Consider the following 16292-nt stretch of genomic DNA (forward strand, 5'->3'; position numbering starts at 1 on the left):
GGGGAGACGAGAGCGGTCCGTACGCGGATTCGCACTGCCATGGGGCCGGTACGGGACGGGAGGGGAGGCGGCACATGGCACCTGCGGACGCGGCGGCCGGCTGGCTGCGCGGCGCCCTCCCCCTGTGCGTGGCCGCCGTACTCGCCGAGGGCGACCGGCACGGATACGCGCTGGTGCAGCGGCTCGCGGACTACGGGCTGGGCACCGTACGGGGCGGCGCCCTGTATCCCGTACTCGGCCGGATGGAGTCGGACGGCGCCGTCGAGTCCCGCTGGGAGGCGGGCGAGGGTGGCCCCGGCCGCAAGGTCTACCGCCTCACCGACGCCGGACGCGTCCGGCTGCACGACGAGATCGCGCGCTGGGAGGACTTTTCCCGCGCCATGGAACGGCTTGTGCGGCAGGCCGGCAAGGAGTTGTCGTGACCGAGGCAGCAGACGCCTGGGAGTTCCGGGCCCGGCTCGCGCTCGCCGAGCGCTCCGTGGAGAAGGACCTGCGCGACACCGTACTGGCGGAGGTCACCGCGCACTGTACGGAGAGCGGCGAGACCCCGGAGGACGCTTTCGGCAGCCCGGACGACTTCGCCGAGACGGTCGTCAGCGAACGGCTGCCCGCCGGCGCCCTCCCCGTAAGCGACCCCGACGCGTGGACGGGCGCCGATTACGGCGCCGCCGTGGCCGCGCAGTTGGGGGTGATGGCGTTCGTCACCGGGGCGTATCTGACGGTGGCGGACGGCTTCATGACCGGCGTCACGGCGGGGGCGCTGGCCGGCTCCGCCGGTACGGCCGCCGCGGTGGCCGCCGTACACGGCGTGCCGCTCGCGCTGCGCGCGGGCTTCCGGGGGCGCGCGGTGGGCTGCGGACTGGTGGCGCTGGGCGCGCTGTTCGGGGCGGCGGGGGCGTTCACGCAGCTGCCGGGGGAGGCACTCGTACGGGTGCCGACGCCGTCGGTGTGCGTGGTGGGCGTCCTGCTCCTGCTGTGGCCGCTGCTGCACACGCCGAAGTCCGCGTCGTCCGCGTCGTCCGAGCTGTCCGAGCCGTCCGTGCCGTCATCCGGGCTGCCGCCCGAGGCGTGGCTGCGGAAGCTGCCCCAACTCCTCGAAGCGCGCCACGCGTTCGCGCGGGCACGCGCGCTGGAGCTCACGGAGGAGGCGAGCCGCCACGCGGCGGAGGCGGGGACCGCGCCGGAGGAGGAGTTCGGCCCGGTGGCGGCGTACGCGCGCCGGCTCGCGGAGACGGAATCGGACGCGGCCCGGCGCCGCTGGTGGCGCGTATTGCGCTGGTGCCGGCGCGACGACGTACGGCACGCTGCGGCCCTCGCGCTCTTCGGCACGTACCTCGCGCACAACGTGCACAGTGATGGCCCGCTCTGGCTCACGGCGGTGGCCGCGGTGGGCACCCTGACGAGCGGGTCGCTGCTGGCGGGGCACTTGCGGGAACGGGGCGCGCGGGGCGGGGCGCCGGCCTGAGCGGGACGCCGTTGTCAGGCCGTCGTTCGCAGGCTCCGTTGTCAGACCCCTCGGCTACGTTTCCCGCATGACGGAATTCGTACTCGTGGCAGGCGCCTGGCTCGGCTCGTGGGCGTGGGACGACGTGGTGCCGGAGCTGCGCGCGGCCGGTCGCGGCGCCCGCGCGGTGACGCTGTCCGGGGTGGCGGAGAGACGGGGCGAGCCGGCCGGGCAGCAGACCCACGTCCAGGACATCGTCACCGAGGTCGAAAGACACGACCTGCGCGACGTCGTCCTCGTGGGGCACAGCTACTCGGGCATCCCGGTCGGCCAGGCCGCCGAACGGATCGGCGACCGGCTGGCCCACGTGGTCTTCGTGGACTCCAACGTTCCGGTCGACGGCGAGTCGTTCGTGTCGGCCCTGCCCGACGTGGCGGCGTCGGTCGCCGAGAACGGCGGCGTGTGGCCGCCGTTGACGGCCGCCGACTGCGCGGGCCAGGACCTCGACGACGAGCAGACCGCCCGCATCGTCGCCGCAGCCACCCCGCACCCCGGCACCGCCCTCACCGAACCGGCCGTCCTGACCCGGCCCCTGGGCGAGCTCCCGGCGACGTACATCAAGTGCCTGCTGGACGGCCCCGACCCGATGCCCGCGGTGGCGCGCCTGCTGACCAGCGAACGCTGGCGCCTCGTGGAGCTGAACACGGGCCACTGGCCGATGCTCTCCCAACCGTCCGCCCTCGCCCACCTCCTCCTCAGATCAACGGAGCCCACCCGCGCCTGACGCCTGAACCCGGCGCCGGGCGGGCGCTGTCATCCGTACGGCGGCTGCGCGCCGGGGCCCGGGTGCGGCTGCCCGCCGTACGGTGCGCCCGTCTGCGGTGCGCTTCCGTACGGTGCGTTTCCCGGCGCGTTCCCGTACGGCGCGTTCCAGTGCCCGTACGGTGCCGCGCCCCACTGCGGCGGCAGGAACGGGCGCGCCAGGGTCAGGGCCGCCCGTTCCGTCGGCGGCGCCGCCAGTGCGCGGCGCGTCCACACGTGGTGCAGCAGCTCCTGCTCGCGCGCGGGGAAGTCCGGTGCGCCCGCGCCCCGTTCGGCGCGGGCGCGCAGCAGCGCGAGGGAGGTGGCGAAGTGCTGGTATTCGAGCACCGTACGGGCGGCGGCCGCCCCGTGCGTACGGCGTGCCTGCCCGCGTGCGAGCGCCCGTGCGCGCATCGACGCGAGCGCCCACGCCTCCGGCATGGAGAGCCACCCGGCGGCGGCGTACGCGGGCAGCGTACGGCGTACGGTGCGCAGTTCGTTCTGCCGCGACCAGATGGCCAACCAGGTCAGGGCGGCGAACGCGGGCAGCATGAACAGCACGTACACCCCGAGGAAGGTCATGCCCTCGCCGGACGCGGCGCCGTTCCACACGGCGTGCAGCACCACCGCCGTGAGCAGACCGAGCAGCGGGAGCAGTACGCGGGCGGCACGTCGCCGGTACGGGAGGCCCGCCGCGATGCCGAACGCCACCCCCGTAAGCGCCGTGAACAGCGGGTGCGCGAACGGCGACAGCACGACCCGTACGAAGAACGTGGTCGCCGTCGCCGACTCGGCCAGCGCCGAGGGGCCGCCGAACGCGGTGTCCTGGCCGTAGGCGCTGCCGAGGTAGAGGACGTTCTCGGTGAAGGCGAAGCCGGTCGCGGTGACGCCCGCGATGACGATGCCGGAGACGACGCCGGCGAAGTCACGCCGGCGGAAGAGGTAGAGCAGGAGGATCGCGGCGGCCTTGGCGAGCTCCTCGACGACCGGGGCGACGACGGTCGAGCCGAGGGTGTCGGCGCGCGACGAGTCGTCGTCGGCCATGGACGTGGCGAGCCAGGCGGTGGTGAGGCTGTTCGCGAGCAGCGCGATGAGGGTGGCGGCGCAGGCGCCCCACGCAAACGCGAAGGCGAGATTCCGCCACGGCGCCGGCTCCACCCCGTCTATCCAGCGGAACGCGGCTATCAGCAGCGGCACCGGCAGCACCGCCAGCATCAGACCGACCAACAGGCCCTGGGTGCCCGTCTGCTCACGTACGAGCGCGAGGATCATCAGGCCGCACAGCGCCAGCACGCCGGCCACCGCCAGCGCGCGGAGCGTACGGCTGTGCCGGTGCCACCAGGACGGTGCGCGCGGCGGGTGGTAGCGCCACTCCGCGGGGGACGCGGGCATCGCGGGAAACCGCGGGTCCTCTTCGTACGAGGGGACCGCGGAGGCGGCGCCGCCCGGCGGGTGCGCGTGGCCTGGCTGGTATCCCTGATGCACCTGTCGACAGTAACGGCCGTACGGGGGGCCGTGACGACCGATCCAGGCCGGGGTGTGCGCTGGCGGCGGGGGACAGCGGCGGGGTCAGCGGCGGCGGAACAGCAGATCGTGCACGCGGTGTCCCTTGTCCAGCCCTTGGCCCTCGAACCGGGTGAAGGGACGCGACTCGGGGCGTGGCGCGAAGCCTTCCCCTGCCTTCGGCGGGGAGGCCCCACTGTCCGGCTGCGTGTTCTCGTACGCGGGATGCGCGTTCAGCACCTCCAGCATGTGCTCCGCGTACGGCTCCCAGTCCGTCGCCAGATGCACCAGCGCGCCCGGCGCGAGCGGTACGGCGGCCAGGTCGAGGAACTCCGGCTGGACGATACGGCGCTTGTGGTGCCGCTTCTTCGGCCACGGGTCCGGGAAGTACAGGCGGAGCCCGGCGAGCGAGGCGGGCGGCAGCATGTGGCGCAGCAGGATGATCGCGTCACCGTTCACGACGCGGATGTTGGACAGGCCGTGCAGATCCGCGAGGCGCAGCAGGTTGCCGTGGCCCGGGGTGTGCACGTCCACGGCGAGGATGCCCGTGCCCGGGTCGTCCGCCGCCATCTGTACGGTCGCCTCGCCCATGCCGAAACCGATCTCCAGCACGATCGGGGCGTCCGGCGGGAGCGTGTCGAAGAGGGCGGGCAGATCGAGCCGCGTCCGCTCGTCGACCTCCAGCCCCCACTTCGGCCACAGCCGCTCCAGCGCCTTGCGCTGGCCGTGCGTGACGCGGCTGCGGCGGGGGGTGAAGCTGCGGATGTGGTGTGCGGTTGCTTTGTGTGCGGTGCGTGCGGTTTCGGCAGGGCGCGCGTCGTCTGCGTGCGGTGCGCCGTGCGGTGCGCCGTGCGGTGCTGGGCTGGGGGTTTCGTTCTCGGACACAGTGCGGTCAATTCTACGGCGCGCAAGATCGGACCGTTGTGCCCCTCGGCTGGGCCACCCCGAGCCCGTCCGGCCACCCCAAGCCGTCCGGCGTTTGAGGACGGCCCCTGGCCACGATGTTGGTGCGCTGTCCCTCGACGCTTCCTGGCCACCGGCGGGCCGGTGGCCGCCCCGGTTCGTCCTCAAGCGCCGGACGGGCTGGATGTGGTGGCCCGTCCCGTTCGTCTGCCGCGAGTCGCGGGCCGAGGGCCGTCCTCAAGCGCCGGACGGGCTGGATGCGCGCAGCAGGGTCAGCGCGCGGGTGGCGATCTCGCGGCCGATCGGGAGTGACGCCGTCGCCGCCGGTGACGGCGCGTTCAGGACGTGCACCGTGTGCGGTGCCTCGCGGATCAGGAAGTCGTCGGCCAGCGTCCCGTCCGGCAGCACCGCCTGCGCCCGTACGCCCGCCGGTGCCGGACGCAGGTCCGCGGGCGCCGCCTCCGGCAGCAGCCGCCGTACCGCCGTCGTGAACGCCCGGCGCGACAGCGAACGCCGCAGCTCCCCCGCGCCGTACCGCCAGTGCCGCCGCGCTATCCGCCAGCTGCCCGGATACCCGAGCACGCCCGCCAGCTCGCGCGCCCGTACGGTGCCCCAGCCGTATCCCTCGCGGGCGAGGGCCGGGACCGCGTTCGGGCCGATGTGCACCGCGCCGTCGATGCCGCGCGTGAGGTGTACCCCGAGGAACGGGAACGCCGGGTCCGGCACCGGATACACCAGCCCGCGGACCAGGAACGAGCGCTCGTCCGCCAGCTCGTAGTACTCCCCCCGGAACGGCACGATCCGCATCCGCGGGTCGTCGCCGGTCAGCCGGGCGATGCGGTCGCAGTGCAGTCCCGCGCAGTTGACCAGCGTGCGGGCGCGCAGCACGGTGCCGTCCGCGGTCCGTACGGCCACACCGCGCCCCGTACGGCGGTCGATCGCGGTGACCTCCGCGCCGCAGCGGATCGTGGCGCCCGCGTCACGCGCGAGGCGGGCCAGGGTGTCCGCGACGGCGCCGAAGTCGCAGATGCCGGTGGTGCCGACGTGGAGGGCGGCGAGGCCGCGGACGTGCGGCTCGTACGCGGTGATCTGGGCCGGGCCCAGCTCCCGTACGGGGATGCCGTGCTCGCGCCCGCGCTGGGCCAGAGCGTGCAGGCGCGGCAGCTCCGCGCGCTCCGTGGCGACGATCAGCTTGCCGGTCAGCTCGTGCGGAATGCCGTGCTCCGCGCAGAACTTGACCATCTCCGTGGCGCCCTGGACGGCGAAGCGCGCCTTCAGCGACCCCGGGCGGTAGTAGATGCCGCTGTGGATCACACCGCTGTTCCGCCCGGTCTGGTGCCGGGCGGTGCCGGGCTCCTTCTCCAGCACGGTGACGCGGGTGCCGGGCGCGGACCGCGTCAGCGCGTACGCGGTCGACAGGCCGACGATGCCGCCGCCGATCACCAGCACGTCGCAGTCGTACGGCACGGGTGAGTCCGTACGTCCCGCCGCTGCCGCCGCCCTGTTCGCCTCCGTGGTCACGACTCCCATCATGGACTCCCGCACTGACAAGGACCTCACGGCCGCGAAAGCGCAGGGCCAACCGCAGGCGCGGCGACAGGCGCAGACGCAGGAACAGGCGGCCGTCCCCGCGAGACACGCGTCACGCCGGAGCCACCAGCAGCGGCCGCGCCCGCTCCCGCAGCTCCGCCACGCGCGGCTCGTCGCCGTACGGCTCCAGCCGGTGCAGCAGGTCCCGTACGTACTCCGTCGTGCGCGCCGACGAGATCCGTCCGGCGACCTCCACCGCGCGGGTGCCCGCCGCGCACGCCGCGTCCAGGTTGCCCGACTCGAGCTCCGCGACCGCCGAGACGACCAGCCGCAGCCCGTGCGACCGTACGAACTCCTCCGTCGGCCGCGAGAGCGCCTTCTCCGTGAAGCGGCGCACCTGGCGGGGCGCCTTCAGATCGCGGTAGCACTCGGCGGCGTCGGCGGCGAGCCGGTCGTAGGAGTAGAAGTCGAGCCAGGACGGGTCCTGGTCGCCCTCGCGGGCGCGTTCCAGCCAGCCCTCCGCCGAGGACAGCGCGGCGCCGCACGCGTGCGAGTCGCCGGCCTTCGCCTGCGCGCGCGCCTCCACGAGCCGGAAGAAGCTCATGGTGCGGGCGGTGGCCAGGCCCCGGTTGCGTTCGATGGCGGCCTGTGCCAGGTCGACGCCCTCGTCCGCGAAGCCGCGGTACGTCGCCTGCAGCGACATCGACGCCAGTACGTAGCCGCCGAGGGGCACGTCCGCGGCGGCGCGGGCCAGCCGGAGCGCCTGTATGTAGTACCGCTGGGCAGCCTCCTGCTGGCCGGTGTCGAAGGCCATCCAGCCGGCGAGACGGGTGAGTTCGGAGGTGGCGCCGAAGAGGGCGCGGCCGACCTCGTCCGAGTACGAGCCGAGGAGCAGCGGCGCCGCGTCGACCCGCAGGCACTCGGGGACCATGGACGAACGCCAGTCCCCGCCGCCGTACTTGGAGTCCCAGCGGCGCGCCTCGTCCGCGGCCTCCCGCAGCTTGGACACGTCCGTGTGCCCGACGCGTATCAGCGCGGGCCCGGTGGCCCGCCCGTCCTCGCCGTTGCCCGCCGCGGCTGCCGCCGCCGCGGCCGCGCGCGCGGCATCCGCGTCCCGCGCCACCGAACTGTCGGCGGGCGTGATGAGCCAGCGCGACGTGGGCGTGGCGTAAGCGCTGACGGCGAAGGATCCGGCCAGCGTCTGCCAGATGCCGCCGCCGCGCCGGCCGCCGAGATCCAGCCGGTACAGATCCGTGGCGGACTTCACCGCCGCCGCCACGTCGCGCGGGAACGCGAGACCCACCTCAGGCGCCGGATCGGCGTCGGCGAGCCCGATTTCGTGCAGCGGAACGGGACGCCCCAGCTTGCTGCCTATGGCCGCGGCGATGAGGTGGGGCGCGGCGCCCTGCGGCACCATCCCCTTGGAGACCCACCGGGCGACCGACGTCTTGTCGTACCGGAGCGTCAAGCCGCGCTGCGCTCCCAGGTCGTTGACCCGGCGGGCGAGTCCGGCGTTGCTGATTCCTGCGAGGGCGAGAACGGTGCCGAGTTTCTCATTCGGCCCGCGTGGCTCCCTGGACATGCGCACCCCTGACACACACCGACGGCCGCCCCGCGGCGAACGCGGAGGCACCCCTGACCGCGAACTCCGGTCAGGGGCTTCCCCGTTCGCCTTGGACGGGAAAGTTCTGCGACCCAGCGTAGTTCGCCGCATCCCGACCGTTAAGAGGCGTTATCCCGGATGGCGGGATCTATGTCCGTGCGGAGCGCCGGGTCGCGGCGGCCGTGGGCATGTGCTCCCGGCGTGTGGCCATGCGCCCGTTCGTGCGCTCTGTGCCCGGCTGAGGTGAAGCGCTTCCATGTGAGTCGCGTGGGTCGGCCCACTGAACTGGACCAGTGGGCTGGGGGACACCGCCGTCTACATTCCCCGCGGGCGGCGGTTCGGTCCGGGGGGCGCACTCGTCCCCCGGACTGACATTTGGCCGAATGACACCGGTTGACTCACCCGGCATATTCCGCACCTGGCTCGGCTCGACCGCGGGCGGCCCCACGGGTGCGCATGCGCGGCGCACTTCACAAAGTCGCGCGCCCCTTGAGCGCCTCCGGCATGCCCTATTCGTGGCAGCATGGTCACAACGGCGGCTGGCAACAGCACCTTTCGGGCTTTGCGAGCCCCTGGACCCAGTTGGGCTTTTGGGCCTTTCGGCCCCTGTTGGGCCTTATGGACGCTACGGGCGGAGGCGGGCGGCGATGCGATGGCTGGTGGGATGGAGCAGCAGCGCCGCGGGAGTGCCCGGAGGACCGTACGGCGGCACGTACGGCAACGGATCGGGCAACGGCGGCGGAAACGGGAGCGGTTACGGCAGCGCATACGGCGACACGTACGGCGGCACGGGTGCGTACGGCACCGGCTCCGGCGCGTACGGCACCGGCGCGGGCCCGGCGGCCGGGGAAACGGTACGCCCGGTCGGCGCCCAGCTCCTCTGGGGCGACCCCGACCCGCTGTGGGCCGTCGGCGACTGGCGCCCGGACGAAGTGCGCGTCATCCACGGCGACTCGGACAACAAGCTCGCCGTCCTCGGCCACTGCGGCGCCTCCGACGAGGAGCTCCGCATCGGCCTGTTCGCCACCCGCGGCGGCGCGTTCCGGCACCTGACCGCCTGGCCCGGCAGCTACACGGCCGTGGCCTGCGTCGGCCGCCGCATCACCATCCCCACCGATCTCGCGGGCGTACGGCCGGTGTTCCACACGCCGTGGGCCGGCGGCAACGCGTACGCGACCGCCGCGCTCCCCCTCGCCGACCTCGTCGAGGCGCAGCTCGACATCTCACACCTGGCCGCCCTGCTCGCCTGCCCCGACGCGCCCGAAGCGCTCGGCGACGGTACGCCGTACGCGGGCGTGCGACGCGTACCGCCGGGGCACGCGCTCATCCTGCGCGACGGCAGCAGCCGGGAGATCGCCGGCTACGAACAGGCCGCGTCTCTCGTCCTGTCCGCCCCCGCGCCCGTCGACGCGGACACCGCCGTCGCGGGCGTACGCGACGCCCTCGTGGAGGCCGTACGGGCGCGGCTGTCCGCGCCGCGGCATGCGGACGAGGGAGCACTCCGGGACATCGCAGACCGGCTCGACCCCGGGCCCGTGCCCGGCATGGGCCCCGCGGAGAGACGTGCCGCCCGGGGCGGCCGCCCCGGGCCCGCCCCCGGCATCGGCGCCGACCTGTCCGGCGGACCCGCCTCCGCCACCCTCGCCCTCCTCGCCGCCGGACTGCCCGGCATGCCCGGCACGGTTGTCGGCACCGGCGACACCGAGGCCGGCGAACGCCTGCTCGCCGTCACCTTCAACGACCTGACGGCCGCGGCCACTTCGGGCGCCGCCCCGGCCGCACCCGGCGACTACGAAGCCGAACTCGAACGCGCCCGCGCCATCGCCGAGAACCCCCGTCTGCACCACGTCGTCGTCACCGGCGGCGACGAGGCGCTCCCGTACGCCGACCTGGAGAGCGGGCCGCTCACCGACGAGCCGGGCCCGTCCCTCGTCGCTGCCGAAAGGCACCGGCTGCGGCTCTCCGCGGGCAGCGCGGACCACCTCGTCGGGCTCGGCGCCCGCCAGGTCCTGGACGCGCACCCGGCGCGGCTCGCGGACCTCCTGCTCGACCGGCGGCGGCGCCATCTGCTGCGCCCCGCGGGCGCGTTGGCGCGCGCGGAGGGCGCGGAACGCGGCTACGCGGGGGGCCGCGCGCTGCTCGCGCCCCTTACGGTCTACCGCGCGGCACGCAAGCTCGCCCGTACGTCGTACCGCGAGGGCGTCGAGGAGGCCGCGGCACGGCTGCGCGAGCGGCGGTTCACGGAGGCGTACGGCGACCCGTACGACGGCACCGGCGGCATGGGCGGCGGTGCCGACGGGCCCACCGCGCTGGACGCGTCGCTGGCCGCGCTCACCTGGTGCCGGCCCGGCCCGGCGGCGCGCTGGATGACCGGCGAGGCGCTGGCCGAGGTGTCGCTGCGGCTGGAGGCCGCGGCGGTCGCGCGCCCCCTGGACGCCACCCGCCCCGGCGAACGCCGCGCCCGCGCAGCCCTCGCCCGCCAGGCCGCGGACCAGCGGGTGCTCGAACAGGCCGCGGAGATCCGCAACCAGCGGCTGCACGCGCCGTTCTACGACAACCAGGTGGTACGCGCCTGCCGCGCGCTCCCCGAAGCGGCACGCGTCAAACCCGGCCACCGGGCGCAGGTGCTGCGCGCGGTGCTCGCGGGCGCCGGCGTACACGACCTGCCCCAGGGCTGGGGCGCGCCCTCCCACGCCTCCCAGACGGCGTCCGCGCGGGCGGGGCTGCGGGTCGCCGTCGGCCCGCTCCTGGACCTCTTCGAGGCGCCGCTGCTCGCGGACGCGGGCCTGATCGAGGCCCGCGTCGTCCGCAAGGCGCTGCGCGCCGCGGCGGACGGCGAACCGCTGCCGCTGGACGGCCTCGCCGACCTGGTGTCCACGGAGGTGTGGCTACGGCGCCTGCTCGCCCGCCGCGGCACCTGCTGGACGGGCTCCGCCGCCCCGCGCCAACGGGCGGCGGCGGGAGGCGTCACCCCGGCCCAGGAACGCCCGGCCCTCTGACGCCCCGCCTCCACCGGTCCGGCCCGTCCGGCGGTGTTCGACGCGAACCGGGGCGGCCACCGGGCATTTCCAGCCCGTCCGGCGTTTGAGGACGGACCGAAGCGGCCACCGAAGTGCCGGATGGATTCGGTCCTCGCGGTCCACTGCCGGTCCGCCGTACCCGTGGTGCGTCCTCAAACGCCGGACCGGCTTGAGTGCGTGGCGGCCCGGGACAGCCGCCGGGGCGCGCGGTGGCACAGCGTGCGAGCGAACGGGGAGCGCGTGCGCGTAGGTGCGCCGCGTGTGCACCGGCGCGCCCGCCCCCGCCGCCCGCGGCCGCAAGCGCGACCGCCGGTAGCGAACGGCGCGCGGCCCCGGGCCGGAAGCCCCGCCCGAAAACCCCGTGCGTACGGCCCGCGCCGCCTGCGATCCTCGGCGCCATGCCCACGTTCGAGGATCTTGTCGCCGAAGGCGCGGCCGTGCCGACCGAGGGCTGGGACTTCTCCTGGTTCGAGGGCCGTGCCACCGAGGAACGCCCCTCCTGGGGCTACGCCAAGCTGCTGGCCGCACGCATGGCGCGGGCCGAGGCCGGACTCGACGTCCAGACCGGCGGCGGCGAGGTGCTCGCCTCCGTACCTGCGCCGGCCGCCCCGCCGGTCCTGGCCGCAACGGAGTCGTGGCCGCCGAACGTGGAGATCGCCCGCCGCAACCTCGCCAAGTTCGACGCCACCGTCGTGGAGGCGGCCGACGACGCCGACCTGCCGTTCCCCGAGGGCTCCTTCGACCTGGTCGCCAGCCGGCACCCGGTCGTGATCCGCTGGGACGAGGTGCACCGGGTGCTCCGCGCGGGCGGCACGTACCTCGCCCAGCACGTGGGCTCGGGCACGGTCCGTGAGCTGACCGAGTACATGATGGGGCCCCAGCCGGTCCCGCCCCTGCCACCGCCCGCCGATCCGCTGACCACCACGTCAGGTACGAGCGTGATGTCGGCCGTCGCCGCGGCCGAGGCGGCCGGTTTGGAGGTGGTGGACGTACGGCAGGCGGCGCTGCGTATGGAGTTCCACGACATCGCCGCGGTGGTCCACTTCCTCCGCAAGGTGATCTGGACCGTTCCGGACTTCACGGTGGAGGCGTACCGCGACCGGCTGGCGGAACTCCACCGTTTCATCGAACGCTTCGGCGCCTTCGTGGCGTACTCCCACCGCTTTCTCCTCGAGGCACGGAGGCCGGGCTGAGGCCGGGCTGAGGCCGGGCTGAGGCCGGGCTGAGGACAGCCCCGAGCGGGGGCCGCGGGGCTGGTCCCCGCCGGACTGACGCGGGGCCGGGGGACCGCCCGGCGCGAAATTCGGCCGCCACCGCGGCCTGACCCGGGGACAATGGCGGAGTGCGGTACCTGATACTGGGCGCAACCGAGGCGCGGGACGAGCAAGGGCGGCCGGTCCCCCTCGGGGGCCACCGGCTGCGCGCGCTGCTGGCCGCGCTCGCGCTGCGCGCGCGGAGCGGCGCTGCCGTACCGGTGGACGCGCTCATCGCGGAGGTCTGGACAGACCCCGACGCGCAGCCCGAGGACGCGCCCGCCGCGCTGCAGGCACTCGTCGGGCGGCTGCGCCGCGCGCTGGGCAAAGACGCCGTGCAGTCCGGCACTGGCGGCGGCTACCGGCTCCGGGCCGGACCGGACGATGTGGACCTGCACCGTTTCGAACGGCTCGCGCAGGACGGCGAACGCGCACTGGAGGCGGGCGATCCGGCCACCGCCACCACCGTGCTGCGCGAGGCCCTCGCCCTGTGGCGCGGGCCGGCGCTCGCCGACCTGCCGGAGCGCGCCTCGGCCGCCGCGCGCCCCGAGGCGCTCCGGCTGTCCACGGTGCAGCTCCGCATCGCCGCCGACCTGGAGTTGGGCCGGGCCGCACACGTCCTGCCCGAGCTGCGGGAACTCGTGGCCGAGCATCCGCTCGACGAACCTCTGCACGCCCTCCGCCTGCGCGCACTGCGGGACACGGGACGGCTCGCGGAGGCGCTGGAGGCGTACGAGTCCGTACGGCGCGAGATCGCCGACCGGCTCGGCGCGGACCCGGGCGTGGAGCTGCGTGCGCTGCACGCGGAACTGCTCGCGTCGGCGGCCCCGCGCGACGAGACCGCGCCAGGCGGAGAGGCGCCCGGCCCCGGGGCCGGTGCGGGGGCCGGTGCGGGGGCCGAGTCGGCCGGGGCCGCACCCGACACCGTGTCCGTGCCCGGCAACCTGCGGGCCCGGCTCACCAGCTTCGTCGGCCGGGAGGCCGATCTGGACACCCTCCGCGGCGACCTCAGCCGCTCTCGTCTCGTCACGCTCACCGGACCCGGCGGCTCCGGGAAGACGCGGCTGGCCGAGCAGGTCGCCGACCTGCTCGCCGGAGGCGCCACGCACGCCCCGGGCCCGTACGGCGGCGCCTCGTACGGCGGCGCCTCGCACCCCGGCGCCTCGCTGGGCACGTCGCGCGCCACCGCCCCGTACGCCGACGGTGTCTGGATGGTCGAACTCGCGCCCCTCGACCACCCCGCCGCCGTCCCCGGCGCGGTGCTGAGCGCGCTCGGGCGGCGCGAGACGGCGCTCTTCTCCAGCACCATCGAGGCGTCCCGCGGAGGCGGTACGGCGCACGAGCACGCCGCCGTGGACGCCACCGCCCGGCTCATCGAGCACTGCGCGCACCGCACGCTGCTGCTCGTCCTCGACAACTGCGAGCACGTCATCGGCGCCGCCGCCACCCTCGCCGAAACGCTTCTCGCGCGCTGCCCGGGCCTCGTCGTCCTGGCCACCAGCCGCGAACCGCTCGGCGTACAGGGCGAGACCGTACGTCCCGTGGAGCCGCTGCCGCCCGCGCCCGCGCACCGCCTGTTCTCCGAACGGGGCGTCGCCGCCCGGCCCGGCTTCACCCCGGACGCCTCGGCACAGGACCGGCAGGCCGTCGCCGAGATCTGCCGCCGCCTGGACGGGCTGCCGCTCGCCATCGAACTGGCCGCCGCCCGGCTCCGTTCGCTGGCCCCGCGCCAGATCGCGGACCGGCTGGACGACCGGTTCCGGTTGCTCACCAGCGGCAGCCGCACCGTACTGCCGCGGCAGCAGACGCTGCGCGCCGTCGTCGACTGGTCCTGGGACCTGCTGGACGAACGTGAACGTGCCGTGCTGCGGCGGATCTCCGTCTTCGCGGGCGGCTGCACGCTGTCGGCGGCGGAGTACGTGTGCGCGGGCCCGGGGACCGTAGCCGCAGATCCCCCGGACGCCTCCGGCTCGGACACGCCCGACGGCACGTACGGGCCCGACAGCGCGTACGCGCCCGACGTCCCCGAGCACGCCGTCCTCGACGTGCTCAGCGCGCTCGTCGACAAGTCCATCCTCACCACCGACCGGCCCGCTTCCGCCGTCCACACCGGCGTGCGCTACCGGCTGCTCGAAACCATCCACGAGTACGCCAGGGAGCGCGCCGCCGAGCACCCCGCGGAACTGGCGGCGGCCGAGGCCCGGCACACCGAGCAGATCGTCCGCTTCGTCACCGCCGCCGAGCCCCGTCTGCGTTCCACCGAGCAGCTCGCCTGGTTCCCGCGCGTCGAGTCCGACCTTGACAACATCCGTGCGGTGCTGCACCGCGTCCTCCAGGCCCGCGACCGGGAGCGCGCGGTGGCACTGGTGCTGGCGATGGGCTGGTTCTGGTGGCTGCGCAACTACCGCGACGAGGGCGGCGAGTGGATCTCGCACACCCTCGACCTGCTGCCGGGCGACCTCGCGGACTGCGACCCCGCCGAGGAGATGCAGTGCCTCGAACTCCAGATGCTCCGCCTCTTCCTGCTCTACGAGCAGCAGGACCGGAAGACGCTGATGGAGCTGGACGTGCGGCCTGCCACCAACCGGATTCTGGACATCTTCCGCCGCCCGGTGCCCGAGAGCACCCGCTTCCCCGGCCTGCTCTGGCCGTTCACGGTCTACATGGACCGCGCGGTGAGCGAGGAGAGCAGACCGTCTTCACTCGGGTCCCTGATGGACGCGTCGGTCGCCAACTGCCGTGCCTTCGGCGGCACCTGGGAGCTCGCCGTCGTGCTCCTCTTCCGCGCGCACATACACGTCGACCTCCCCTTCAGCCTCGTGCGCGGGGCCTTCGATCTGCCGGAAATCGACGCTCTCGCGCAGGCCACCGGCGACCGCTGGCTGATCAGCCAGGTGTCCGGGCTGCACGCCGAGATCGAGACGATGCGCGGCGCGTACGACGAGGCGCGGCGCCGCTACGAGACCGCCCTGCGGCACGCGCAGGCACTGGGCGCGCAGACGGAGATACCGTTCCTGCTCGCCCGTATCGCCGAGACCTGGTACCGGCAGGGGGACGTCGGCGAGGCCGAGAGGCTCGCCGAGCGCGCGATGGAGGACGCCGAACGGCTGAACGTCGTGGACGCGCAGGCGTACAGCACGTTCCTCCGCGGCTGGATCTGCCTGGAGCGCGGCGACACGGCGCGCGCCCGCGCACTCTGCGGGCAGACCGCGGACCTCGCGACGCGGGGCACGCCCCCGGCGGTCTTCCACCTCGTACTCTCCGCGCAGGCCGCGCGCGTGACCGCGGCCGAGGGCGTACGGCCGCTGGAGGCCGTACGGGAGATGCGGGACACGCTGCGGACGGCGGACGACTGCCAGATGCCCGAGACCCTGACGGCGACCCTGCTGCTCAGCGCCGCGATCGCGGTGCTGGCCGCCGGGCATCCGCGCACGGCCGTACGGCTGGCGGACGGCGCCGTCGAGGCGCGCGGCGAACTGCCTGCCAGCGTCCCCGAGTTGCGCGAGGACGGGCGCATCCGGGCGACCGCCGGCGGGCAGCCGGTGGACGGCCCGGCGCCGTCGCCGGCGGAGGCGGCGGAGCTGCTCGGCGCGCTCCTGACGGACGCGACGTCAGCGGCAGGTGATCTCGGAGTTCGCCCAGTCGGCTAGCGCCGCCGCGCCCATCGGGCCCCGCGGCTGCACGACGAGCTGCAGCGTCTCCACACCGTTGAGCGGCACGTGCACGGGCACGGGCGGCTGGTTCCGGCGGACCATCGGGGACTCCCACAGCTGTGCGCCGTCGCCGAGCACGGAGAACCGGACCGAACGATTCCCCAGGGTCAGCTGATCGACTCCGGCGAGCGCGTCGTACGCCGTGCAGGCGCGGTTGAGGTCGATCGTCACCCTCGAAAGCGAGTTCACGGTGATGCCGTGGCTGTACGTCTTGCCGTCGATCCGCACCTGCTCGCGCTGCCACATCCAGCTGCTCTCGCCGATCCGTACGGTCGGCTCGTCCTTCTTGCCGTCCCGGTCGAGGAGGTCGTACTCCAGCCGGTTCAGCTGGTAGTCCGCGGGTGGCGGCGGCTTGGGCGGCGGTGTCGGAGTGGGCGTGGGGGTGGGCTCGGGCACCGGGCTGTCCCTTATACCCATCTGCCGCTGCCGACGAAGGCCTAGGTGTAGGTCTCGGTCGTCCTCGGTGGCTTCCAAAAACTCATAAGCACCCGGGGGAAGAGGGGGCGGGGGTCGAGGACCGGT

General features: G+C 74.7%; 11 protein-coding genes. 6 read left to right on the forward strand and 5 right to left on the reverse strand.

Annotated features, from left to right (window positions below; all coding sequences use genetic code 11):
* Positions 1 to 74 precede the first annotated feature (74 nt).
* The 3 genes from DVA86_RS22910 to DVA86_RS22920 all read left to right on the forward strand — a co-directional run bounded on the left by DVA86_RS22910 (position 75) and on the right by DVA86_RS22920 (position 2228).
* Entirely contained in the window at positions 75 to 422 is a 348-nt protein-coding gene (locus DVA86_RS22910; protein ID WP_208881023.1) for a PadR family transcriptional regulator, read from the forward strand.
* Positions 419 to 1465 (forward strand): hypothetical protein, encoded by a 1047-nt coding sequence (locus DVA86_RS22915; RefSeq protein WP_208881025.1) that lies wholly within the window; start codon positions 419 to 421, stop codon positions 1463 to 1465. Before DVA86_RS22910 ends, DVA86_RS22915 begins: the two co-directional genes overlap by 4 nt.
* A 67-nt stretch (positions 1466 to 1532) precedes the next feature.
* Positions 1533 to 2228, forward strand: a complete 696-nt coding sequence (locus DVA86_RS22920) for an alpha/beta fold hydrolase (protein ID WP_208881027.1) — start codon at positions 1533 to 1535, stop codon at positions 2226 to 2228.
* 29 nt (positions 2229 to 2257) lie between these two features.
* Here the strand turns inward: DVA86_RS22920 and DVA86_RS22925 are convergent, their stop codons facing one another.
* From DVA86_RS22925 to DVA86_RS22940, 4 genes are all read right to left on the reverse strand, one after another.
* On the reverse strand, positions 2258 to 3637 hold the full coding sequence (locus DVA86_RS22925) for a PrsW family intramembrane metalloprotease (protein WP_208885034.1): 1380 nt from the start codon (positions 3635 to 3637) through the stop codon (positions 2258 to 2260).
* A 177-nt stretch (positions 3638 to 3814) separates the two neighbouring features.
* A complete protein-coding gene (gene trmB / locus DVA86_RS22930; RefSeq protein WP_245997009.1) occupies positions 3815 to 4633 on the reverse strand; it encodes a tRNA (guanosine(46)-N7)-methyltransferase TrmB in 819 nt (272 codons plus the stop codon).
* A gap of 255 nt (positions 4634 to 4888) precedes the next feature.
* A complete protein-coding gene (gene lhgO, locus DVA86_RS22935) occupies positions 4889 to 6181 on the reverse strand; it encodes an L-2-hydroxyglutarate oxidase (protein ID WP_208885036.1) in 1293 nt (430 codons plus the stop codon).
* 112 nt (positions 6182 to 6293) lie between these two features.
* The gene (locus DVA86_RS22940; protein WP_208881029.1) at positions 6294 to 7763 is read right to left on the reverse strand and encodes an NsdA family TPR-like regulatory protein; all 1470 of its coding nucleotides are present in this window, start codon (positions 7761 to 7763) and stop codon (positions 6294 to 6296) included.
* Positions 7764 to 8431: 668 nt separating this feature from the next.
* Here DVA86_RS22940 and DVA86_RS22945 point away from each other — a divergent pair.
* The 3 genes from DVA86_RS22945 (at position 8432) to DVA86_RS22955 (ending at position 15707) form a co-directional block, all read left to right on the forward strand.
* Positions 8432 to 10783: an asparagine synthase-related protein gene (locus tag DVA86_RS22945; protein WP_208881031.1), complete on the forward strand. Its 2352-nt coding sequence runs from the start codon at positions 8432 to 8434 to the stop codon at positions 10781 to 10783.
* A gap of 419 nt (positions 10784 to 11202) precedes the next feature.
* A complete protein-coding gene (locus tag DVA86_RS22950) occupies positions 11203 to 11997 on the forward strand; it encodes a methyltransferase domain-containing protein (protein ID WP_208881032.1) in 795 nt (264 codons plus the stop codon).
* Between the two features lie 149 nt (positions 11998 to 12146).
* Positions 12147 to 15707: a BTAD domain-containing putative transcriptional regulator gene (locus tag DVA86_RS22955; protein ID WP_208881034.1), complete on the forward strand. Its 3561-nt coding sequence runs from the start codon at positions 12147 to 12149 to the stop codon at positions 15705 to 15707.
* On the opposite strand, the gene DVA86_RS22960 is transcribed toward DVA86_RS22955, so the two are convergent.
* On the reverse strand, positions 15669 to 16166 hold the full coding sequence (locus tag DVA86_RS22960; protein ID WP_208881035.1) for an NPCBM/NEW2 domain-containing protein: 498 nt from the start codon (positions 16164 to 16166) through the stop codon (positions 15669 to 15671). The genes DVA86_RS22955 and DVA86_RS22960 overlap by 39 nt on opposite strands.
* Between the last annotated feature and the right edge of the window lie 126 nt (positions 16167 to 16292).

It is taken from the genome of Streptomyces armeniacus, from assembly GCF_003355155.1.
Taxonomy (GTDB): Bacteria; Actinomycetota; Actinomycetes; order Streptomycetales; family Streptomycetaceae; genus Streptomyces; species Streptomyces armeniacus.